Annotated in this window: 19 protein-coding genes; 9 read left to right on the forward strand and 10 right to left on the reverse strand. The window is 63.2% G+C overall.

The features are described from left to right. The first annotated feature begins 9 nt into the window (after positions 1-9). The 9 genes from AC0L2Y_RS18850 (at position 10) to AC0L2Y_RS18890 (ending at position 10,255) form a co-directional block, all read left to right on the forward strand. Positions 10-1,521 (forward strand): aldehyde dehydrogenase family protein, encoded by a 1,512-nt coding sequence (locus AC0L2Y_RS18850; RefSeq protein ID WP_473558574.1) that lies wholly within the window; start codon positions 10-12, stop codon positions 1,519-1,521. A gap of 59 nt (positions 1,522-1,580) precedes the next feature. Further along, positions 1,581-2,834, forward strand: a complete 1,254-nt coding sequence (locus AC0L2Y_RS18855; RefSeq protein WP_352488720.1) for an ABC transporter substrate-binding protein — start codon at positions 1,581-1,583, stop codon at positions 2,832-2,834. A gap of 143 nt (positions 2,835-2,977) precedes the next feature. Then, positions 2,978-3,937, forward strand: coding sequence for a carbohydrate ABC transporter permease (locus AC0L2Y_RS18860; protein WP_473558576.1), 960 nt, complete (start codon positions 2,978-2,980; stop codon positions 3,935-3,937). Continuing rightward, complete coding sequence (locus AC0L2Y_RS18865; RefSeq protein WP_473558579.1) at positions 3,934-4,878, forward strand: carbohydrate ABC transporter permease; 945 nt, start codon at positions 3,934-3,936, stop codon at positions 4,876-4,878. Before AC0L2Y_RS18860 ends, AC0L2Y_RS18865 begins: the two co-directional genes overlap by 4 nt. Before the next feature lie 4 nt (positions 4,879-4,882). Further along, entirely contained in the window at positions 4,883-5,998 is a 1,116-nt protein-coding gene (locus tag AC0L2Y_RS18870) for an ABC transporter ATP-binding protein (protein ID WP_473558581.1), read from the forward strand. Positions 5,999-6,003: 5 nt separating this feature from the next. Continuing rightward, positions 6,004-7,518, forward strand: a complete 1,515-nt coding sequence (locus AC0L2Y_RS18875; RefSeq protein WP_473558584.1) for a GMC oxidoreductase — start codon at positions 6,004-6,006, stop codon at positions 7,516-7,518. After that, the gene (locus AC0L2Y_RS18880; RefSeq protein ID WP_473558586.1) at positions 7,515-8,276 is read left to right on the forward strand and encodes a 3-ketoacyl-ACP reductase; all 762 of its coding nucleotides are present in this window, start codon (positions 7,515-7,517) and stop codon (positions 8,274-8,276) included. The genes AC0L2Y_RS18875 and AC0L2Y_RS18880 overlap by 4 nt, the downstream gene beginning before the upstream one ends. A gap of 29 nt (positions 8,277-8,305) precedes the next feature. Then, a complete protein-coding gene (locus AC0L2Y_RS18885) occupies positions 8,306-9,934 on the forward strand; it encodes a GMC family oxidoreductase (protein ID WP_473558589.1) in 1,629 nt (542 codons plus the stop codon). A gap of 114 nt (positions 9,935-10,048) precedes the next feature. After that, entirely contained in the window at positions 10,049-10,255 is a 207-nt protein-coding gene (locus AC0L2Y_RS18890) for a Dabb family protein (protein ID WP_473558590.1), read from the forward strand. Here AC0L2Y_RS18890 and AC0L2Y_RS18895 read toward each other — a convergent pair whose 3' ends face one another. From AC0L2Y_RS18895 to AC0L2Y_RS18940, 10 genes are all read right to left on the reverse strand, one after another. Beyond that, on the reverse strand, positions 10,256-11,101 hold the full coding sequence (locus AC0L2Y_RS18895) for an EamA family transporter (RefSeq protein WP_352465875.1): 846 nt from the start codon (positions 11,099-11,101) through the stop codon (positions 10,256-10,258). It abuts the gene before it with no gap. A gap of 7 nt (positions 11,102-11,108) precedes the next feature. Further along, positions 11,109-12,023, reverse strand: a complete 915-nt coding sequence (locus tag AC0L2Y_RS18900; RefSeq protein WP_473558592.1) for an endonuclease/exonuclease/phosphatase family protein — start codon at positions 12,021-12,023, stop codon at positions 11,109-11,111. 189 nt (positions 12,024-12,212) lie between these two features. Next, complete coding sequence (locus AC0L2Y_RS18905; protein WP_352665552.1) at positions 12,213-13,763, reverse strand: cation:proton antiporter; 1,551 nt, start codon at positions 13,761-13,763, stop codon at positions 12,213-12,215. A gap of 176 nt (positions 13,764-13,939) precedes the next feature. After that, complete coding sequence (locus tag AC0L2Y_RS18910) at positions 13,940-15,004, reverse strand: ABC transporter ATP-binding protein (protein ID WP_473558595.1); 1,065 nt, start codon at positions 15,002-15,004, stop codon at positions 13,940-13,942. A 22-nt stretch (positions 15,005-15,026) separates the two neighbouring features. Continuing rightward, positions 15,027-15,818: an ABC transporter permease gene (locus tag AC0L2Y_RS18915; RefSeq protein ID WP_473558597.1), complete on the reverse strand. Its 792-nt coding sequence runs from the start codon at positions 15,816-15,818 to the stop codon at positions 15,027-15,029. After that, a complete protein-coding gene (locus tag AC0L2Y_RS18920) occupies positions 15,815-16,729 on the reverse strand; it encodes an ABC transporter permease (RefSeq protein WP_352488709.1) in 915 nt (304 codons plus the stop codon). The genes AC0L2Y_RS18915 and AC0L2Y_RS18920 overlap by 4 nt, the downstream gene beginning before the upstream one ends. 64 nt (positions 16,730-16,793) lie before the next feature. After that, the gene (locus AC0L2Y_RS18925; RefSeq protein ID WP_352588184.1) at positions 16,794-17,900 is read right to left on the reverse strand and encodes an ABC transporter substrate-binding protein; all 1,107 of its coding nucleotides are present in this window, start codon (positions 17,898-17,900) and stop codon (positions 16,794-16,796) included. 232 nt (positions 17,901-18,132) lie between these two features. Then, complete coding sequence (locus tag AC0L2Y_RS18930; RefSeq protein ID WP_473558600.1) at positions 18,133-19,305, reverse strand: iron-containing alcohol dehydrogenase; 1,173 nt, start codon at positions 19,303-19,305, stop codon at positions 18,133-18,135. Between the two features lie 38 nt (positions 19,306-19,343). Next, positions 19,344-19,835 (reverse strand): DUF2569 domain-containing protein, encoded by a 492-nt coding sequence (locus AC0L2Y_RS18935; RefSeq protein ID WP_473558602.1) that lies wholly within the window; start codon positions 19,833-19,835, stop codon positions 19,344-19,346. 42 nt (positions 19,836-19,877) lie between these two features. Beyond that, positions 19,878-21,266: an aldehyde dehydrogenase family protein gene (locus tag AC0L2Y_RS18940; protein WP_473558604.1), complete on the reverse strand. Its 1,389-nt coding sequence runs from the start codon at positions 21,264-21,266 to the stop codon at positions 19,878-19,880. Between the last annotated feature and the right edge of the window lie 161 nt (positions 21,267-21,427).

Raw genomic sequence — 21,427 nt, forward strand, 5'->3', positions numbered from 1 at the left:
GAAACTCACATGAACGCGCCTCTCAACATCGCCATGCCCGCCGAGGCAGCCGCAGCGCCGAAAAGCTACCGGCTGCTGATCGACGGCAAGTTCGTCGACGCCCAGGACGGCCGCACGCTGGAGCGCAGCAGCCCCGGCCACGGCTTCACCGTCTCGCGCTATGCACAGGCCGGCGCGGCGGATGTAGAGGCGGCAGTACAGGCCGCGCACAAGGCCTTCGAGACCGGCCCGTGGCCGCGCATGAAGGCAGCCGAACGCGCCACGATCCTGCTCAAGGCGGCTGACCTGATCGAGGCGCGGCTGGACGAGATTGCCCGGCTCGACGCACTGGAATCCGGCAAGCCGATTGCCCAGGCGCGCGGCGAGATCGGCAGCGCCGTCGATATCTGGCGCTATGCCGCGGCACTTGCGCGGACGCTTCACGGCGAAAGCTACGCCAATCTCGGCGATGCCATGCTCGGCGTCGTGTTGCGCGAACCGATCGGCGTCGTCTCGATCATCACGCCGTGGAATTTCCCCTTCCTGATCGTCAGCCAGAAACTGCCCTTCGCGCTCGCCGCCGGCTGCACGGCGGTGGTCAAGCCGAGCGAGATGACCTCGGCCTCGACCTTTGTTCTCGGCGAGATCCTGATGCAGGCCGGCCTGCCGGACGGCGTCGTTAACATCCTTGCCGGGCTGGGCGCCGATGTCGGCGCACCGATGGTCAGCCATCCGCTGGTCGAGATGGTGTCGTTCACCGGCTCCACCCGCGTCGGCAAGATGACCATGGCGTCTGCCGCCAACTCGCTGAAGAAAGTCTCGATGGAGCTCGGCGGCAAGAACGGCCAGATCGTCTTTCCCGATGCCGACCTCGAGGCGGCCGCCGACGCGGCGGTATTCGGCGGCTTCTTCAATGCCGGCGAGTGCTGCAATGCCGGCAGCCGGCTAATCGTTCATGAGGCGATCGCCGACGAGTTCCTCGGAGCCGTGAAGGCACTCACCGCCAAGGTGGTTGTCGGCGACCCGCTCGACGACCGCACCAAGGTCGGCGCGATGATCTCCGCCGACCATGTGGCCAAGGTCACCGGCTACGTGACGGCCGCGGAAAACGACGGCAGCCGGATATATTGCGGCGGCAAGCAGCTTGCTTCGAGCGGCGGCCAGTATCTTGATCCGACCATCGTTGGCGACGTCACCGAAGACATGGCCATTGCGCGCGAGGAAGTGTTCGGTCCGGTGCTCTCGGTGCTGACTTTTGGATCGATTGAAAGGGCGTTGCACATCGCCAACAACACGCCCTATGGTCTGTCGGCGGGCGTGTGGAGCGCCAGCATCGATACCTGCATGTCGGTGGCGCGGAATGTGCGTTCGGGAACCGTTTGGGTGAATACGTTCATGGAGGGTTATCCCGAGCTGCCTTTCGGCGGCTACAAGCAGTCCGGTCTTGGACGCGAACTCGGCAAGCGCGCCGTCGAGGATTATACAGAAGAAAAGACAATCCAGTTTCATCGCGGCCAGCGCACCGGATGGTGGGTCGGCTGAGTTGGGAAGAACCCGGTGGGCATCCGCCGGTCGTGCAAGTTCAACAAGGGAGGAAGTACATGTTGCGCAAACTGCTTATCGGGACGGCTCTCGCATCGGGCGTTGCGTTCGCGGCCCATGCCGAGGACGTCAAGGAAGTCCAGATGCTGCATTGGTGGACGTCGGGCGGCGAAGCTGCCGCGCTGAACGTGCTCAAGCAGGATCTGGCCAAGGAAGGCTTTGCCTGGAAGGACGTGCCGGTGGCCGGCGGCGGCGGCGACGCCGCCATGACCGCGCTGAAGGCGATGGTGGCAGCCGGCAACTACCCGACCGCCTCGCAAATGCTTGGCTATACCGTGCTCGACTACGCCGCGGCCGGCGTTATGGGCGACCTGACCGAGACGGCGAAGAAGGAAGGCTGGGACAAGTCCGTTCCGACGGCCTTGCAGAAATTTGCAGTCTATGACGGCAAGTGGGTCGCGGCCCCGGTCAACGTCCACTCGGTCAACTGGCTGTGGATCAACAAGGCGGTGATGGACAAGATCGGCGGCACCGAGCCCAAGACCTTCGACGACTTCATCGCGCTGCTCGACAAGGCCAAGGCGGCGGGCGTCATCCCGCTGGCGCTGGGCGGCCAGAACTGGCAGGAAGCCACCATGTTCGACTCGGTCGTGCTGTCGACCGGCGGGCCCGAGTTCTACAAGAAGGCCTTCAACGACCTCGACGAGGAGTCGCTGAAGTCCGATACGATGAAGAAGTCGTTCGACAACCTCGCCAAGCTCGTCACCTATGTCGACCCGAACTTCTCGGGCCGGGACTGGAACCTCGCCACCGCCATGGTCATCAAGGGCGATGCCCTGGTGCAGGTCATGGGCGACTGGGCCAAGGGCGAATTCAACGCCGCCAAGAAGGTCCCGGGCACCGACTTCCTGTGCTACCGCTTCCCCGGCACCGAGGGCAGTGTCGTCTACAACTCCGACATGTTCGGCATGTTCAACGTGCCGGAGGACCGCAAAGCCGCCCAGATCGCTCTGGCCACCGCCACGCTGTCGAAGAGCTTCCAGTCGGCCTTCAACGTCGTCAAGGGCTCTGTTCCGGCCCGCACCGACGTGCCGGATACCGATTTCGACGCTTGCGGCAAGAAGGGCATAGCCGACCTGAAGGCCGCCAATGAAGGCGGCACGCTATTCGGTTCGCTGGCGCAGGGCTATGGCGCGCCTCCGGCGGTTGCCAACGCCTACAAGGATGTCGTCTCGAAGTTCGTCCACGGCCAGATCAAGACCTCGGACGAGGCCGTGACCCAACTGGTCAGCGCGATCGAAGACGCCAAGTAAGGCACCCGCCAATGTGAATGATCTCCCCGGCGCAAGCCGGGGAGATCTCCTGCGGCGAGGTTTTGCGGTTGCGCCGAACGGCACGCTTCGTGCCGCAGAGGCCGCGACGACAGAATTCCGGACCCGCGAGACGGAATGGACAGATGAGCACAGTTGCTGAAACCAGTATCACGCTGACGCCGGAGCACGATGCTCGTCCGGGTGCCTCGGTGCGCTCGCGCCTTCAGGACGCGCTGCCGAAGCTCGTTCTGGCGCCGAGCTTCGCCGCCACCGTCGTCTTCGTCTACGGCTTCATCCTGTGGACGATCTATCTGTCCTTCACCAATTCCAAGACCTTTCCGTCCTATGCCATCACCGGGCCACGCGCCTATCAGCGGCTATGGCGCTGGACTTTCGAAAGCGATCCGCCGTCCTCCTGGTACACATCGATCACCAATATGGGGATTTTCGGCTTCCTCTACATTTCCATCTGCCTGGCGCTCGGCCTGTTGCTGGCGATCCTGCTCGACCAGAAGATCCGCGGCGAAGGTGTGCTGCGGCCGATCTATCTCTACCCGATGGCACTGTCCTTCATCGTCACCGGCGTTGCCTGGAAATGGTTTCTCGACCCCGGCCTCGGCCTTGAGCAGACGCTGCACCAATGGGGCTGGACGAGCTTCCATTTCGACTGGATCAAGAACAAGGATTTTGTCATCTACACGGTGGTCATCGCCGGCGTCTGGCAGGCGTCGGGCTTCATCATGGCGATGTTCCTGGCCGGCCTGCGTGGCATCGACGGCGAGATACTGAAGGCGGCGCAGATCGACGGCGCCACCACGTTCCAGCTCTACCGTCGCATCGTCATCCCCATGCTGCGGCCGATCTTCCTTTCGGCTTTGATCGTGCTCGCGCACCTCGCCATCAAATCCTACGATCTGGTCGTCGCGCTGACCAGCGGCGGGCCGGGCGGCTCGGCCTGGCTGCCGTCCAATTTCATGTATGAGTACACCTTCAAGCGCAACGAGATGGCCGTCGGCTCGGCCAGCGCCGTGATCATGCTGATGACCATCACCGCCATCATCGTTCCCTATCTCTATTCCGAGCTTCGGGAGAAGCCGCGATGAGCGCCATAGCCACTCCTGCCCGCCAGAGCACTGGGGGTATCAGCGCCAGGACGGTCAACCGTATCGTCATTTACGGGCTGCTGGCGCTGTTCGCGCTGTTCTACCTGATGCCGCTGTTCGTCATGCTGGTGACCTCGTTCAAGACCATGGACGAGATACAGAACGGCAACATGCTGGCGCTGCCGCAGGAGCCGACCTTCGCGCCCTGGATAAGGGCGTGGAGCGAAGTCTGCTCGGGTCTCACCTGCGTCGGCATGAAGGGCTATTTCTGGAACTCGATCAAAATGGTGGTTCCGGCCGTCGTCATCTCGACCCTGCTCGGCGCACTAAACGGCTATGTGCTGACGAAGTGGCGCTTCCGCGGGGCGACGCTGGTGTTCGGGCTGATGCTGTTTGCCTGCTTCATCCCGTTCCAGTCGGTCCTCTTGCCGATGGCAACGATCCTCGGCAGCCTAGGCCGGTTCGGCGTCAAGCTGCAGAACGCGACCGGCCTCACCTTCGGCTTCGGCAATCCGACGGTGAACCTGGTGTTCGTTCACGTCGTCTACGGCATCGGCTTCACCACCCTGTTCTTCCGCAATTATTACGAAGCGTTTCCGAACGAATTGGTGAAGGCCGCGCAGATCGACGGCGCCAGCTTCTTCCAGATCTTCCGGCGCATCATGCTGCCCAATTCGCTGCCGATCATCGTGGTGACGGTGATCTACCAGTTCACCAACATCTGGAACGACTTCCTCTTCGCCTCAGCCTATGCCGGCTCAGGCGACGTGATGCCGATGACGGTGGCGCTGAACAACGTCGTCAACACCTCGACCGGCGTCGTCGAATACAACGTCAACATGGCGGCGGCGATGATCGCTGCGCTGCCGACGCTCCTCGTCTATGTGCTCGCCGGCCGCTATTTCGTGCGCGGCCTGATGGCCGGCGCCGTCAAAGGATAATCGCATGGCTTTTCTGGAAATTGACGGGCTGAAGAAGCGTTTCGGAGCGGTCGAGATTCTGAAAGGCATCGACCTCGACCTGGAAAAGGGCGGCTTCCTCGTGCTGGTCGGGCCTTCCGGTTGCGGCAAGTCCACGCTGCTCAACACCATTGCCGGCCTGGAAACCATCACCGAAGGCGAAATCCGCGTCGACGGACGCACGATCAACGATCTCCACCCCTCCAAGCGCGACATCGCCATGGTCTTCCAGAGCTACGCGCTCTATCCGAACATGACGGTGGCCGGCAATATCGCCTTTGGCATGGAGATGCGCGGCGTGCCGGCCGGCGAGCGCCAGAAGGCCATCGACAAGGTGGCGAAAGTCCTGCAGATCGGCCATTTGCTGAAGCGCAAGCCAAGCCAGCTTTCCGGCGGCCAGCGCCAGCGCGTCGCCATGGGCCGGGCGCTGGTGCGCGATCCAAAGCTGTTCCTGTTCGATGAGCCTTTGTCCAACCTCGACGCCAAGCTGCGTGTCGACATGCGCATCGAGATAAAGCGCCTGCACGCCACCACCGGCACCACGATCGTCTATGTCACCCACGACCAGATCGAGGCGATGACGCTGGCCACCAAGATCGCGGTGATGCGCGACGGCGAGGTGCAGCAGTTCGGTACGCCGGCCGAAATCTATAACAATCCGGTCAACCTGTTTGTTGCCGACTTCATGGGCTCGCCGGCGATGAACCTGATCCCGGCGACGATCGGCAGCAACGGCAGCGGCTTCTCCGTCGTCATGGAGCGCGAGGCGCGCCAGCCGATCTCGCTGCCGCTGGGCAATGCGCCGGCCGGCCTGTCGGCATTCCAGGGCAAACCGATCATCTTCGGCGTTCGCCCGGAAGCACTGACCGATCCCGAGGGCGCCGAACGCAACGCCTCGAACATCGCCCGCGCCGACTGTCACATCGAGGTCATCGAGCCGGCCGGCTCGGATACGTTCGCGGTCACCAATCTCGGCGGCAAGGCGGTGGTGGCGCGGCTGCGCGCCGATGCCAACATCCAGCCCGGCACGGTCACGCCGCTCGCCTTCAACCTGACCAAGGCGGTGTTCTTCGATCCGGCGACCGAGAAACGCATCGTCTGACGGCCATGACAAATCCCGACATCGTCATCATCGGCTCCGGCATAGGCGGCGCCACGATCGCCTCCGGCCTTGCCGGCAGTGGCGCCTCGATCCTGATGCTGGAGCGCGGCGAACCACTGCCGGCAACCCCGCACGCACGCGACACGCGAGCTATCTTCGTCGATGGTCACTACCGGCCGAAGGAGATGTGGCTCGAGGCCGGGGGAGCGCCTTTCAACCCGGGAAATTACTACTATGTCGGCGGCAATTCGAAATTCTACGGCGCCGTGCTGATCCGCTACCGCAGGCAAGACTTTTCGGAGATGGAGCACTATGGCGGCATCTCGCCGGCCTGGCCGTTTTCCTATGACGAATTCGAACCCTGGTATTCCACGGCCGAGCAGCTTTTCCGCGTGCGCGGTGCGCTCGGCGAAGACCCGACCGAGCCGTTCCACTCGATACCCTACCCTTTCGGGCCGGTACCCGACGAGCCGCCGATCGCGCGCGCCCGCGCCGAGCTCAGGAGCCTGGGTCTGCACCCGGCATCGCTGCCGCTCGGCGTCGACATCGAAGCCTGGCTGAAAGACGGCAGCACGCCGTGGGACGCGTTTCCCAACACCGGTGCCGGCAAGGTCGACGCCCAAACGGGGCCGCTGGCGTCGGCCCTTGCCGACCAGAACATCAAGCTCGAGACCGGCGCCCATGTCGAACATCTCGAGGCATCGCCGGACGCGAGGACAATCGCCGCCGTCCATTATCGACAGAACGGTACGCTGAAGAAAGTCGCGCCGAAGCTGGTCATCCTATCGGCCGGCGCGGTCAATTCCGCCGCCATCCTGCTGCGCTCGCCCACCCCTGAGGGCAAAGGCGGTGGCAAAGGCCTGGCCAACCGCTCCGACCAGGTCGGCCGCAACTTCATGAACCACAATTCGAGCGCCATGCTGGCGATCGATCCACGCCGCCGGAACAAATCCGTCTACCAGAAGACGCTGATGCTGAACGATTATTATCTATCCGACGGCAAGGGCGGCAAGCCGCTCGGCAATGTCCAGCTCCTCGGCAAGATCGACGGCAACATCCTCAAGGCCAATGTCAGGCGCGCGCCCAAATTCGCGCTCGATTTCATGGCCGGCCACGCCGTCGACTGGTATCTGATGTGCGAGGACCTGCCCGATCCCGAGAGCCGCATCATGGTCGACGGCAAGGACATCGTCATGCAGTGGCGGCGCTCCAACATGCAGTCGCTCGACGGGCTGACCAAGGTGATGCGCGAGAATTTCCGCGCCTGCGGCTATCCGATCGTGCTGTCGCGACCGTTCGACAAGCGCACGCCCTCGCATCAGTGCGGCACGGTGAAGATGGGCAACGATCCAGCGACCTCGCCGCTGGATCCGTTCTGCCGCTCCTTCGACCACAGCAATTTGTTCGTCGTCGACGCCGGCTTCCTGCCGAATTCGGCCGCCGTCAATCCGGCGCTATCGATCGCGGCACAGGCGCTGCGCGTCGCCGATCATATCCGCAAGACGGAGCTTGCAACATGAGCCGCCCGGCAGCGATCGTCACCGGCGGCACGCGCGGCATCGGCCTTGCCTGCGCCAAAGCGCTCGCAGATTCCGGCTTCGACATCCTCGTCGCCGACCTTGCCGACGAAGCCGCCGACGGGCTCGCCGCCGACATTACAGCGCGCGGCGCGGCATTCGCATACCATCGCTGCGACATCGCCGATCTCGGTGGCCATGCGGCACTTATCGATGCTGCATTGAATGCCTTCGGCCGCATCGACTGCCTGGTCAACAATGCCGGCATCGGCGCCGTCCTGCGCGGCGACCTGCTCGAGCTCAAGCCGGAAAATTTCGACCGGGTGCTCGGCATCAATCTGCGCGGCACCGTATTCCTCAGCCAGGCCGTTGCCAAAGCGATGCTCGGCCTGCCGAGCGATGGTGCGAGATCGATCATCACCATCACCTCGGTCAGCGCCGCCATGGCTTCGCCGGAACGTGCCGATTACTGCATCTCCAAGGCTGGGCTTTCGATGTGGGTGAAGAACCTGGCGCTGCGGCTTGCCAGCGAAAACATAGCCGTGTTCGAGGTGCGCCCGGGCATCATCCGCACCGACATGACCGCCGGTGTCACCGCCAAATATGACGGGATGATCGACGGCGGGCTGGTGCCGGCAATGCGCTGGGGCGAGAGCGAAGATATCGGTGCCGCCGTGGCGGCGCTCGCCGGTGGCAAGCTCGGCTTTTCGACCGGCTCCGTCATCAATGTCGACGGCGCGCTGTCGGTGCCGAGGTTATGAACAGGTGACGCCATGATCGACTACATCCCATGACCGACTACATAATCGTCGGCGCCGGCCCGGCCGGCTGCGTACTCGCCAACCGGCTGAGCGAAGATCCATCGCATCAGGTGCTGCTGCTCGAAGCCGGCGGCAAGGACTGGCATCCGCTGATCCATATGCCGGCGGGTTTTGCCAAGATGACCAAGGGCATCGCCGCCTGGGGCTGGTCGACAGTGCCGCAAAAGCACATGAACAACCGCGTCTTCCGATACACGCAGGCCAAGGTGATCGGCGGCGGCTCGTCGATCAACGCCCAGATCTACACGCGCGGCAATGCCCGCGACTACGACGCCTGGGAGAAGGAGGAAGGCCTTGCCGGCTGGGGCTATCGCGACGTGCTGCCCTATTTCAAACGCGCCGAGAACAACCAGCGCTACGCCAACGATTTTCACGGCGACCAGGGCCCGCTCGGCGTGTCGAACCCGATCGCGCCGCTGCCGATCTGCGAGGCCTATTTCCGTGCCGGACAAGAGATGGGCATTCCCTTCAATCCCGACTTCAACGGCACCAGCCAGGAGGGCGTCGGCTATTACCAATTGACACAGAAGGACGCCAAGCGCTCCTCCGCCTCGGTCGCCTATCTCCGGCCGATCCGCGAGCGCAAGAATCTCACCGTCAGGACCGGCGTTCTGGTGACGCGCATCGTCGTCGACAAGGGCCGCGCCGCAGGCGTCGAGATCGTCGACAGGCCGGGCGGCCAGCCAACGATCCTGCGCGCCGAACGCGAGGTGATCGTCTCGTCCGGCGCCATCGGCTCGCCGAAGCTTCTGATGCAGTCGGGCATCGGCCCGGCCGACCATCTGAAGGCGATCGGAGTGACACCGGTGCATGATTTGCCTGGCGTCGGCTCCAACCTGCAGGATCATCTCGATCTGTTCGTCATCGCCGAATGCACCGGCGACCACACCTACGACAACTACGCCAAGCTGCATTGGACGGCTTGGGCCGGCCTGCAATATCTGCTCCTGAAGAAAGGCCCCGTCGCCTCCAGCCTGTTCGAGACCGGCGGCTTCTGGTACGCCGATCCAACTGCCGCATCTCCCGATATCCAGCTGCATCTCGGCCTCGGCTCCGGCATCGAGGCCGGCGTCGAGAAGCTGAACAATCCGGGCGTGACATTGAACTCGGCCTTCCTGCGCCCGCGCTCTCGCGGCACGGTGCGGCTGAACAGTGCCGACCCGGCCGACCGCCCGCTGATCGATCCGAACTATTGGGCCGATCCGTATGACCGCGACATGTCGATCAAGGGGCTGAGGCTGGCGCGCGAGATCATGCGGCAGAAGGCGCTGCGGCCCTATGTACTGCGCGAGGTACAGCCGGGACCCGACCTGCAGAGCGGCGACGAACTATTCGACTACGCCTGCCGCAGTTCCAAGACCGACCACCACCCGGTCGGCACCTGCCGCATGGGCCGCGATGCGATGAGTGTGGTGGCGCCCGATCTCAGGCTGCGTGGCATCGAGGGCCTGCGCGTCTGCGACGCCTCGGTGATGCCGCGCATCCCCTCCTCCAACACCAACGCGCCGACGATCATGGTCGGCGAAAAGGGCGCCGATCTGATCCTTGGCCGCGAGCCGCTGCCGCCGGCGGTGTTTTCCACCAACCGAGCGGCATGAGGGACAAGGAATGATCAGGCACTGTGTCTTCGTCAGATTCCGCAACAATGTCGCCAGCGCCGAGCGCGCGGCAATCCATGCTGATCTCGAAGCTTGCGGGCGGTGATCGACGGAATGGGCAAGGTCGAATTCAGTGCCAATGCCAGCCCGGAACCCTTCGCCCGCGGCTTCACGCACGGCTTCACCATCGACTTTCGCGACGCCGCGGCACGCGATGCCTATCTCGAGCATGAAGCGCATCAGCGCGCCGGCGCAAGACTGGTCGCGGCGCTCGAAGGCGGCACCGACAGGCTGATGGTGTTCGACCTGGAGATCGCGTGACTATCCCATCCTCAGCGCAACGACGCCGGCGACTATGCTAAGCACCGCGGCACCTCGCCATGCCGTCATCTTCTCGCCGAGCGCGAACACCGAGATCATCATGGCGAACAGGATCGATGTTTCGCGCAGCGACGCCACCGAGGCGATCGGCGCCTTGGTCATCGCCCACATCACGATCCAGTAGGCGCCGCCGCTGAGCACGCCGGTATAGATTCCTGCCTTCCAGTCGCGCGCCAGCACCGGCAGCGCCTGTGGGCCGCGAAAGACTACGCACAGCACCAGCGCCCACAGCGCATCGCAGACGAACAGCCAGGCCGCATAGCTCGATGCGGTGGCGGCCAGCCGCGCGCCGCTGCCGTCGGACAGCGTATAGCTGGCGATGAAGATCGATGTGCCCAGCGCGAAGCCGACGGCGCGCAGGTTCAATTTCTCCAGATGCGCGCCGCCGCGAAACGACAGCACCAGCGTGCCCGCCGACAACAAGAGGATGCCGACGATGGCGAGCGGCGCCGGCATCTCGGCAACGACGACAATGCCCCCCAAAGCGGCCAGCAACGGCGCGGTGCCGCGCGCCAGAGGATAGGTCTGGGCGAAATCGCCGGCCTTGTAGGCGCCGATCAGGAACGTCCTGTAGCCCATGTGGAAAACAACCGAGGCGAGGATGTACGGCCACACTTCCGGCTTCGGCACCTCGACAAAGGGCAACGTCACCAGCGCCGCGGCACCCATGCCGAGCGTCATCAGCGTGATCGACAGGAAACGGTCGAGATGGACCTTGACCAGCGCGTTCCAGATCGCATGCATGGAAGCGGCGGCGAGCACCGCGAAAAAGACAAACAGGCTCATCGGCGGTTCATCCGCCGCCCGTTCCGATGGCGATCGGCGTCTCCAGGTCGATATCCACCCAGAGCGGAAAATGGTCGGAGGCGATTTGGCCGATTTCGGCACTGAGCGAGCGCACGCGCCCCGCAAACATGCCGCCGACGAAGCAATGGTCGAGCCGGCGCTTTGCGATCCTACCGTCGATGGTCTTCACATGGGTGTGGAAATCCGCTGTCGGTTCCATTGAGACGGCGACGGCATCGACAAAACCGTCGAGATAGGCGGCACCGCGATGATAGGGCGCGCTGCCGACAATGCGCCGGTACTCGGCGCTATCCGGCTCCATGTTGAAGTCGCCCAACCAGATCGCCGCTACGGGGTTTTCTGGCTCCTGTTCGCCATTGCTCCAGTTGCGCGCCGGCTCGTCATCGGCGCCGCTCCACGGGCCGCCCTCGGAGGGCGCACGGCGATGCTCGGCGAGCAAATAGTCGATCTGCTCCATCCGCTCCTCGGCCGCGATATGCGCCAGATGCAACGACAGCACCCGCACCGGACCGGCGGGGGTGCGGACCATGCATTCGAGTGCGGCGTTGCGGGTATTGAGCGGACGAAGCGTGCGCCTGAGCGACAGCGTGTGCAGCCGCGACCAGACGATCGGCAGCTTCGACAGAACCATGGTGCCGAATTGCCGCCGCCGGTTGACGATGCGGCCGTCACGCCGTTGGCTGGCATCCATGTCGAAGGCCGGGCCATAGACCCAATAATAGTCGGGCAGCAATCGCGAAAGAAGTTCCGGCTGGTCGTCCTCGTTGCTGCGCCGCCAGTGCCGTTCCACTTCCTGCAAGGCGATGATGTCGGCGCCGGCCACGATCTTGGCGCAGCGCGCCAGATCGTAGCGGCCGTCGCTGCCGAAGCCGTACTGGATGTTATAGCTGACCAGCTTCACTGCTTATCCGGCTCAATTTCTTGCTGGCAGTAGCCGTTCGCTGGATTGGTTGCAATGTGCAGCCGAACAGAGGCAGCTTGGGCCAGATGCTAATGCTTGTCGCCCAAAAGTGCGCAGCGGTTTTGGGCGACAAGCATAAAGACAAAAACTTAAAGCGCGTCGCAAGAGGCTGTTCAATCGCGACGCGCTTTAAGTGGTTAGCGGCTGGAACCGACCGGGCGGGGATGCTGCCAGTTCCGACCAGTCGATCTCTTCCTCGAGGCGGTGGTAGGCTTCGTCGCCGATCGTTCCGTCGATGCGCAGGCGCTCCAGCGCATCGCGCTGGCTCTTGATGGCATATAGACGCAATCTGTCATACTCGGTCGCCGCCTGGGCATCCTCCGGGTTTTCGGCGATGGCGCGCTGGGCGGCATATTGCTCTCGCACCGCCCCTGCCGCGCTCGATGTCTTGCCGCTGAGCACGTCCAGCGCCGCCTGCATGATGGCGACGCGCGCCTGCGCCACCTCCCGGTCGACCGTCCGGTCGAGGTCGAGATTGAGCAGAAGCAGCAACGGTTTCAGGCTGACGCCTTGCAGCACCAATGTGCCGAGCACGACCGTGAAAGCGGCGAGCACGATCGGATCACGGCCCGGAAAGTCGGCCGGCAGGGCGAAGGCTGCCGCAAGCGTCACCAGGCCGCGCATGCCGCACCAGCCGATGAGCACGCCGCCGCGGAATGTCGGTGCGTCCTTCCGCCTGTCTTCGTCGCCCAGACGTGCCAGCCCTCTGAGGATCGCGCCGCAGCCCAGCACCCAGACGAGCCGCGATACGATGACGACGGCCAGTACAGCCAGGGCAAAGACGAATGCCTCGCTTTGGCCTTGCTCGGCAAGTCGGCCCACGATCGATCGCGCTTGCAGGCCCATCAGAACGAAGGCCAGAACATTGAGCACGAACACCGCCGTCTCCCAGACCGAGTAGGAGCTGACACGATTCCTTGCCGGCATGCGGCGCGGCGACGTACGTGCGATCGTCATGGCATAGACGACGATCGTGATGATGGCGGAAAGCCCTATCCTGTCGGCCAGGATCCAGACGCCGAAGGTTGAGGCGAATTGCACCACGGTGCCGCTCGCCGGGTCGTCGATGCGGCCGAGTATGGCGAGAGACAACCGGCCGAGCACATAGCCTGCGGCAAGGCTGCCGACCGTCGACAGCAGGATCATTGGTACGGCACTGCTCAACAGGATGGAGCCGGCGGCTGCGGAAACCGACATCCTGTAGATCAGCAGCGCCGTGGCGTCGTTGAGCAGGCTCTCGCCTTCCAGGATGGCGGTGATGCGGTGCGGCACCTTGAACTGTCCGAGCACGGCCGCGGCTGCCACGGCATCGGGCGGCGCCACGATCGCGCCAAGCGCTATGGCGGCGGCGATGGGCAGGCCTGCCATCGTCCAGCCGACCAGCGCGACCGTCACCGTGGTGAAGATGACGGCGCCAAGCGCCAGCAGGATGAGCGAAACCTTGTAGCGGTTGAGATCGCGCAGCGACGTGTCATAGGCCGCGTCGAGCAGAACCGGCGCGATGAACAGAGCGAGCGCCAGCTCCGGGTCAATCTCGATGGTCGGTGCAAACGGCAGGAAAGCGATGCCGGCGCCGGCCAGCGCCAGCAATGACGGATAGGGAATCTGCAGACGCCGCGACAGCGCGGTCAGGGCGACCGCGATGAGAAGCAGGACAAGGGTGAGTTCAAAAAGCGCCATGCCTTATCGTAGCGGTGAAGCCGGGCGATTGGCACTGCAAAAACGGCCACGGCTTTGGCTGCTGGTGAATGGTGAATGGTGAATGGTGAATGGTGAATGGTGAATGGTTGCTTGCAGGGTAATTTCGGCGCGTAAAGTGCCCTCTTACTATTCACCATTCACTATTTCACTCTTCCCTAATGCAGCACCAGCATGTCGCCCGACGAGAACGAGATCTCGGCCTTTTCGCCGACGGCCGGCGGCGGCGTGGCCGGGCTGTTGAACGTGTCGAGCGAGACCGTGCTGCCGCCGATGCCGACGCGCACCCGGATGACCGAGCCGAGGAAATGCACCTCGGCGATTTCGCCCGAAAGGCTTGAATCGCGGCCGGGCTGGCGGCCGAGCGAGATCGCCTCGGGCCGCAGCGCCAGCGACAGCGTGTCGCCAGACTTCGAGCCGTTGAGCTTGCCCTTGAGCGAGACCTCTTGCGAGTTGACGCGCACCTTGCCCGATGCCGCGTCGGTGACCGTGCCTTCGAGCACGTTCAGCGTGCCGACGAAATTGGCGACGAATTTGGTTGCCGGCCGGTTGTAGATCTCGAACGGCGTGCCGACTTGCTCGGCCTTGCCGCCATACATGACAGCAATGCGGTCGGAGATCGACAGCGCCTCTTCCTGGTCGTGGGTGACGAAGATGGTGGTGATGCCGAGCTTCTTCTGGATCGAGCGGATTTCCTCGCGCAGCGACACGCGCACCTTGGCGTCGAGCGCCGACAGCGGCTCGTCGAGCAGCAGCAGTTTCGGCTTGGGCGCAATCGCCCGCGCCAGCGCGATGCGCTGCTGCTGGCCCCCGGAAAGCTGGTAGGGATAGCGGTCGCCCATCTGCGGCAGCTTGATAATGTCGAGCATTTCGGCAACGCGCCTGTCGGCATCGGCCTTCGGCATACCGGCGACCTTCAGCCCGAAGCCGATATTCTGCGCCACGGTGAGGTTCGGAAACAGCGCATAGGCCTGGAACACCATGCCGACATTGCGCTGGTTGGGCTTCAGCCTTGTAATGTCCTTGCCGGCCACGACGATCTTGCCGGCGGATGGTTCCTCGAAGCCGGCGACCATGCGCAGCACCGTCGTCTTGCCGCAGCCCGACGGGCCAAGGAAGGAGACGAATTCACCCGGCTCGACATCGAGGTTGAAATCCTGCACCACGGTGGTGGCGCCGAAGGATTTTCGCACATGCTGGATTGAGAGGAATGGCTCGGTCATGGCTTTTTCCTTCGGCTTTCGATCAGTTTGGTCGGTTCGCCGATCGCGGCGCGAAGCGCGACAGGATCTGGATCAGCGACATGCAGCCCCAGGTGATGGCGAAGGCGATGATGGCAAGCGCCGCCGGCTCATAGGCGCGGTTGGCGCCGACGTTCTGCAGATAGGGTCCGAAGGCAGGCCGGTTGAGCAGGCTGGCCATGGTGAATTCACCGATGACGATCGCAAAGGTCAGGAAGGCGCCGGACAGCACCGCGATCAGCACGTTGGGCAGGATGACCCGGGTGATGATCGTGCCCCAGCCGGCGCCGAGAATCTGCGCCGCCTCGGTCAGTGTCCGCACGTCGATAGTGCGAAGCCCGGTGTCGACGGCGCGATACATATAGGGCAGCGCCAGTGTCGCATAACCGATGACCAGCAAGGCATTGGCTCCTGTCTCGCTGGCCAGGAACGGCAGCGGTGAGTTCGACCCGTACATTCTGATGTAGCCGAAGACGATGACGATGGCGGGAATGACCAGCGGCAGCAGCGTGATGAACTCGACGACGGGCCTGAGCTGAGGCAGCCGCAGGCGAATCCAGTACGCCGCCGGCACCACCACCAGCACGCCGAGGACGATGGTGAAGATGGCGGCGACCACCGAATAGATGAAGGTCGCCTGGAAGTGGGGATCGCCGAGCACGACCTGATAGGCATCGAACGAATAGGCGCCGCGCCGCATGCGCATGGAAAATTCCACGGTCGCGATAAGCGGAATGAAGAAATAGGCCGCGCCCAGCGCGAAGACGATCCAGGCCCAGAATCTGCCGCTCTTCATTTAAGCCACCTTTCCGAGCGCGTCCGGAACCAGATGTAGAAGACATTGGCCAGCCCGGTGATCACGATCATGCCGAAAGCGATGGCGTAGCCGAGATGGGCATTGTGCAGCACGTCACCGCGGATCTGCGCGTAGAGCAGGATAGGGACGATGTTAAGCGAGGAGCCGGTCAGAGCGTAAGCGGTGGCGATGGCACCGAAGGCGTTGGCGAATAAGAGGATGACGGTGCCGAGGAAGCTTGGCCAGATCACCGGAATGACGACCATGCGCCAGAACTGCGCCTGGGTCGCGCCAAGCGTTGCCGCCGCTTCGCCCCATTCCTTCTTCAGCCCGTCGATCGCCGGCACGATGATCACCACCATCAGCGGGATCTGGAAATAGACATAGGTCAGCGTCAGGCCCCAGAACGACAGGATGTTGAAACCATGGGCATAAATGTTGAAGCCGACCAAGACGTTGAGCAGCACCGTGGCGAGCCCGAGCCGGCCGAGCGTCGCGAGAAAGGCGAAGGCCAGCGGCACGCCGGCAAAATTGGAGGCCACGCCGGAGAAGGTCAGTGTCGCCGAGCGTATCCACTCCGGCAGCCCGCCGCGCACGATGGCGATGGCAATGGCAAGCCCCGCGAAAGCACCGATCAGCGACGAGGCGAGGCTGACCTTGATCGAGATCCAGTAGGCGGCGACGATCGACGGCTGCGCCAAGGCCACTATGTTCTCGAAGGTGAATTCACCGGCATCGTTCCGGAATGCGCCCAGCATCAGATAGAGCGTCGGCAAGATCAGGAACATGACGGCGAAGATGAAGAAAGGCGCAACGCCAAGCCATTGCGTCGGCAGCCTCATGCTGCGGGCGTCGGCAGGAGGCGCGGTCTTCCCGGCAACAGCGTGATCGGACAACGAGATATCGGTCATGCGCCGGCTACCGTCCTGGAGGTATGCCGGGCGGCGATTGAAGCCGCCCGGCTGGTCTCAAGTCTTACTTGACGTTGGCGCCGACGACGGCATCCCAGTTCTTGGTGATGGCTTCCTTGGCCTTGCCCTGCTCGTCGAGCGTCGGGAACACCGCGGCTGCATAGGATTCGGCCGGCGGCAGCTTGGCCATCACGTCAGCCGGGAGCTTGCCGTTCTTGGCGAGGTCGTTGAAGCGGATCGGGTGACAATAGCCCTTCAGCCAGCCGATCTGGCCTTCGTCGGAATAGAGATATTCCAGCCATAGCTTGGCAGCATTCGGGTGCGGCGCGTAGGCGCTGATCGCCTGGACATAGACGCCGGCGACGACGCCGGTCTTCGGCACGACGACGTCGACCGGCGGATTGCCCTTCAGCGTATCGCGGCCGGCAAGCGCGTTATAATCCCAGGTCACCAGGATCGGCGTCTGGCCTTGGGCAAGCGTCGCGGGCTTGCCGATGACCGGCACGAAATTGCCGGCGGCGTTGAGCTTCTTGAAGAAGTCGAGACCAGCCGTACCGGCAGCTTCGCCGGCAGCCGCACCGCCGGAAAGGCCGGCGGCATAGACGGCCTGGATGGCCTGGTTCGAAGCGCGCGGGTCACCGGCGAGCGCCACGGTATTGGCGAACTCCGGCTTCAGCAAGTCGGCCCAGTCGGCCGGCGCTTCCTTGACCAGGTCCTTGTTCACCAGGAACGAAAGCACGCCGTAATAGTCGCCGGTCCAAAAGCCTTCGGCATCCTTGGCGCTGTCCGGGATCGAGTCCCATGTTGATACTTTATAAGCCTGGATCAGGCCATCCTTCTTTGCCGTCGGGCCGAAGCTCAGGCCGACGTCGATGACGTCGGGCGCCTGCGGGCCCTTGTTGTCCTTGTTGGCCTTGATCGCCTCCACCTCGTCGCCGGAGCCGGCATCGGGGTTGAGTTCGTTGATGGTGATTTCCGGATATTTCGCCTTGAACCCGTCGATGACCGCGCCGTAGCCGCACCAGTCATGCGGCAGCGCGATGGTGGTGAGCTGGCCTTCAGCCTTGGCTGCGGCGACCAGTTCATCCATGGACTGGGCCGACGAGATGGCAGAGGTCGCCATCAGGGCGACGGCCGAAAGGGAAAGCAGTTTTCCCGTGAATTTGAACATGTGTTCTCTCCGTTGAACTGACGCCGTTGGACGCCTGCGATGCGGTATCGTTTTCGTGTGACAGCCAGATGAAAGCTTTGTGAAAGCGATGCCTTGCAGTACGAAAAAGTAAACTCTTTTTAACCGGCTGTAGCAATCGCTACGCCGCTATTTTTCCGGCTAACTAGTTTCGGCCTTGCCTTTCATCCTTCCCCCTTTCTTCGCCTCTTTTCCCAAGTCGATTTCCGATGCCTCAGACGGCGCCGGCGATGGCGTTTTCGAGCAACGTCAGCGCCGCCTTCTTGGTTAGCCTGACCGGGTTGCCGCCGGCGGTCGGGTCGACCACCGCCATGTCGGCGATCAGGCCCTTGCGCTTCTTGTCCATGTCGAGCCCCTTGATCAGGCCGGGTAGTGCGTGCGGAACCTTGAGCTCCTTGCGCAGCTTGACAACAGCCTTGGCAAAACCGTCGAAGCCGCCCTTGATGCCGCAATAGGCGGCGAGCCGGGCTATGCGCGGCTCGATCGCCTCGCGGTTGAAGGCCAGCACGTAGGGCATGAACACCGCGTTGGTCATACCGTGGTGGGTGTCGTAGAGCGCACCGATCGGATGCGACAGCGAATGAATCGCGCCAAGCCCTTTCTGGAAGGCGGCGGCGCCCATGGCGGCGGCGCTCATCATGTTGGCGCGGGCGACCAGATCCTTGCCGTTGGCATAGGCTTTCGGCAGGTTTTCGAAGACCAGCCTGATGCCTTCCACCGCGATGCCGTCTGCCATCGGGTGATAGCCCGGCGCGCAATAGGCTTCGAGACAATGGGCAAGCGCATCCATGCCGGTGCCGGCGGTGATGAAGCCGGGCATGCCGACCGACAGTTCCGGATCGGCAATGACGATCGCCGGCAAAAGCTTTGGATGGAAGATGACCTTCTTGGTGTGGGTCGCTTCATTGGTGATGACGCCGGCGCGGCCGACTTCCGAACCGGTGCCGGCCGTGGTCGGCACGGCGATGATCGGCGCGATCGCATCGGCATCGGCGCGTGTCCACCAGTCGCCGACATCCTCGAAATCCCAGACCGGACGTGTCTGCCCGGCCTGGAAGGCGATCAGCTTGCCGAGGTCGAGCGCCGAGCCGCCGCCAAAGGCGATGACGCCGTCATGCTTGCCCTTCTTGAACACGGCAATGCCGGCGGTCAGGTTGGAATCCACCGGGTTCGGCTTGACCTCCGAAAACACGCCATACGGCACCTTGGCGTCGTCGAGGATCTTCAGCGTCGAGGCCACCACCGGCAGCTTGGCCAGTCCCGGGTCGGTGACGAACAGCGGCCGCTTGATGCCGGTCGCCGCCAGCACCTCCGGCAGCTCCTTGATGCGCCCGGCGCCGAAGCGGACGGTCGTCGGGTAATTCCATTTGGAAACGAGTTTTGTCATTTCGACCTTCTTGACTGCTTTCATGCTCTCGGATGTCGTTAATTCACAAAGGTATTGGCCACACGGTCTGACCGCATCATGTACGGAATCCAGATGGCTGCGGCCCAGACGGAACGGTAAATTCCGCGCATCGTTGCTTTATCGAACGCATCATTCAGCGTTGGAAAGCTGTCGGGAAAAGCCAGATACCCGGCCCATGAATCGACAACGGAATATATCGGCATCGCGAGTGCCCAAATCATGTACCAGCCGGGGAATATCTGCCAGCGCTTGAACATGAAGAACAATAATAGAGCCGGGGCCGTAATGTTTAGTATGCCAGATACAACCAATTCGACAAGAATCAGCACACCTTGGGACAAACTGAAGGCCTGCCAGTTCTGTAACATGCCGAGATAGTCGGTATTGTGCAATTGTACCAACCCCAGTATCGGCGTGAGCATCAACCCGAGCATCGGCAGGACAAGCCATCCGCCGATACCCTCGGGACCCTCACGATCTGGCAGCGCCGATTGTTGTGTATCCGCCATTACTCCCCCTCAACAGCGATCGCATGCTTGTCGATCGCCACCTTAGATCACCTCGCGCAGATGGTATGATTTCGGCCTGGTCAGATTGTCGTAGCCGATGGCAGACAGTGCCGCGCCCTTGCCGGTGTCCTTGACGCCGGTCCAGACCAGCGCCGGGTCGAGATAGTCGCAGCGGTTCATGAACACCGTGCCGGTCTCGACCCGATCGCCGATCGCCGCCGCATGGTCGGTGTCGCGCGTCCAGATCGAGGCCGTCAGCCCATAAGCGCTGTCGTTCATCAGCGCGATCGCTTCCTCGTCGTTGCGCACCTTCATGATGCCGACGATCGGGCCAAAGCTTTCCTCGCGCATGACGCTCATCTGGTGGTCGACCTGGGTCAGCACTTCCGGCGCCAGATAGGGCGAACCTTCCTTGTCGTTGGCCACCTTCATGTTGATGTGCGCCTTAGCGCCCTTACGCAGCGCCTCGGCCTTCTGCTCGCGGATCAGGTCGGCGAAGCGCGCCTGCGCCATCGGCCCCATGGTGGTCGCCTGGTCGAGTGGATTACCGACGACGTAGTTCCTGGTCTCGGCAATGAAGCCTTCGACGAATTCGTCGTAGACCTTCTCGTGGACATAGACGCGCTCGATGCCGCAGCAGCACTGGCCGGAATTGAAGAAGGCGCCGTCGACCAGATTGGCAACGGCATGGTCCATCTTGGCATCCGGCAGTACATAGGCCGGATCCTTGCCGCCAAGCTCGAGGCCGAGCGTCATGAAGGTGCCCGCCGCCGCCTTTTCGATGGCGCGGCCGCCCGCGACCGAGCCGGTGAAGTTGACATGGTCGATCTTGCCGGAGCCGAGCAGCCTTTCGGTCTGCGCGTGGTTCAGGACGAGGTTCTGGAACAGGCCCTTGGGCAGGCCGGCTCTGTCGAACGCCTGCTGAAACCGTTCGCCGACCAACAATGTCTGCGCCGCGTGCTTGAGGATGACGGCGCTGCCCGCCATCAGCGCCGGCACGATGGTGTTGACGGCGGTGAGATAGGGATAGTTCCACGGTGCGATCACCATGACCACGCCGAGCGGCACCTTCTTCACATAACGGCGAAAGCCGTCCTTCGGGTTGGAGGCCATGACCGGCTTCAGGGCCGCCTCGGCGATCTCGACCATGTAGGAGACGCGTTCCCTGACGCCGCCGAACTCGCCGCCATAGCGTACCGGCCGGCCCATCTGCCAGGCGATCTCCGGCACGATCTCGTCGGTCATGGCGACCAGCGCTTCCAGCATGGCAAGCATGTACCTGCCGCGCTCGACGACCGGCGTCTCAGCCCACGTCTCCTGCGCCGCCTTGGCACGTTCGACCGCGGCACCGATCGCCTGGTCCGTCGCCAGAGGCCGTTCGGCATAGATCGAACCGTCGATGGGGGATTTTATCTTGACCGTTTCGGTCATGCCTTGGGTCCTCGCATTCTACAATAATTCTCGTTGGTCACGCCGCCCCTCATCCGCCTGCCGGCACCTTTCCGCCTATAGTGACGGAGAAGGGACAAGCTCCAGCGCTGGCGACCCCCTCTCCCCGTTCTTCACGAGAGGGTAAAGGTGAGGGGTGGGCG

This window comes from Mesorhizobium sp. WSM4830, assembly GCF_055811495.1.

Excerpts from the sequence above, each read along its gene's own strand:
- AC0L2Y_RS18860 (WP_473558576.1), top strand. The coding sequence starts at position 2,978 with ATGAGCACAGTTGCTGAAACCAGTATCACGCTGACGCCGGAGCACGAT.
- AC0L2Y_RS18850 (WP_473558574.1), top strand. The coding sequence starts at position 10 with ATGAACGCGCCTCTCAACATCGCCATGCCCGCCGAGGCAGCCGCAGCG.
- AC0L2Y_RS18920 (WP_352488709.1), bottom strand. The coding sequence starts at position 16,729 with ATGACCGATATCTCGTTGTCCGATCACGCTGTTGCCGGGAAGACCGCG.
- AC0L2Y_RS18930 (WP_473558600.1), bottom strand. The coding sequence starts at position 19,305 with ATGACAAAACTCGTTTCCAAATGGAATTACCCGACGACCGTCCGCTTC.
- AC0L2Y_RS18905 (WP_352665552.1), bottom strand. The coding sequence starts at position 13,763 with ATGGCGCTTTTTGAACTCACCCTTGTCCTGCTTCTCATCGCGGTCGCC.
- AC0L2Y_RS18880 (WP_473558586.1), top strand. The coding sequence starts at position 7,515 with ATGAGCCGCCCGGCAGCGATCGTCACCGGCGGCACGCGCGGCATCGGC.
- AC0L2Y_RS18940 (WP_473558604.1), bottom strand. The coding sequence starts at position 21,266 with ATGACCGAAACGGTCAAGATAAAATCCCCCATCGACGGTTCGATCTAT.
- AC0L2Y_RS18885 (WP_473558589.1), top strand. The coding sequence starts at position 8,306 with ATGACCGACTACATAATCGTCGGCGCCGGCCCGGCCGGCTGCGTACTC.
- AC0L2Y_RS18865 (WP_473558579.1), top strand. The coding sequence starts at position 3,934 with ATGAGCGCCATAGCCACTCCTGCCCGCCAGAGCACTGGGGGTATCAGC.
- AC0L2Y_RS18870 (WP_473558581.1), top strand. The coding sequence starts at position 4,883 with ATGGCTTTTCTGGAAATTGACGGGCTGAAGAAGCGTTTCGGAGCGGTC.
- AC0L2Y_RS18855 (WP_352488720.1), top strand. The coding sequence starts at position 1,581 with ATGTTGCGCAAACTGCTTATCGGGACGGCTCTCGCATCGGGCGTTGCG.
- AC0L2Y_RS18875 (WP_473558584.1), top strand. The coding sequence starts at position 6,004 with ATGACAAATCCCGACATCGTCATCATCGGCTCCGGCATAGGCGGCGCC.
- AC0L2Y_RS18935 (WP_473558602.1), bottom strand. The coding sequence starts at position 19,835 with ATGGCGGATACACAACAATCGGCGCTGCCAGATCGTGAGGGTCCCGAG.
- AC0L2Y_RS18890 (WP_473558590.1), top strand. The coding sequence starts at position 10,049 with ATGGGCAAGGTCGAATTCAGTGCCAATGCCAGCCCGGAACCCTTCGCC.
- AC0L2Y_RS18915 (WP_473558597.1), bottom strand. The coding sequence starts at position 15,818 with ATGAAGAGCGGCAGATTCTGGGCCTGGATCGTCTTCGCGCTGGGCGCG.
- AC0L2Y_RS18925 (WP_352588184.1), bottom strand. The coding sequence starts at position 17,900 with ATGTTCAAATTCACGGGAAAACTGCTTTCCCTTTCGGCCGTCGCCCTG.
- AC0L2Y_RS18910 (WP_473558595.1), bottom strand. The coding sequence starts at position 15,004 with ATGACCGAGCCATTCCTCTCAATCCAGCATGTGCGAAAATCCTTCGGC.
- AC0L2Y_RS18895 (WP_352465875.1), bottom strand. The coding sequence starts at position 11,101 with ATGAGCCTGTTTGTCTTTTTCGCGGTGCTCGCCGCCGCTTCCATGCAT.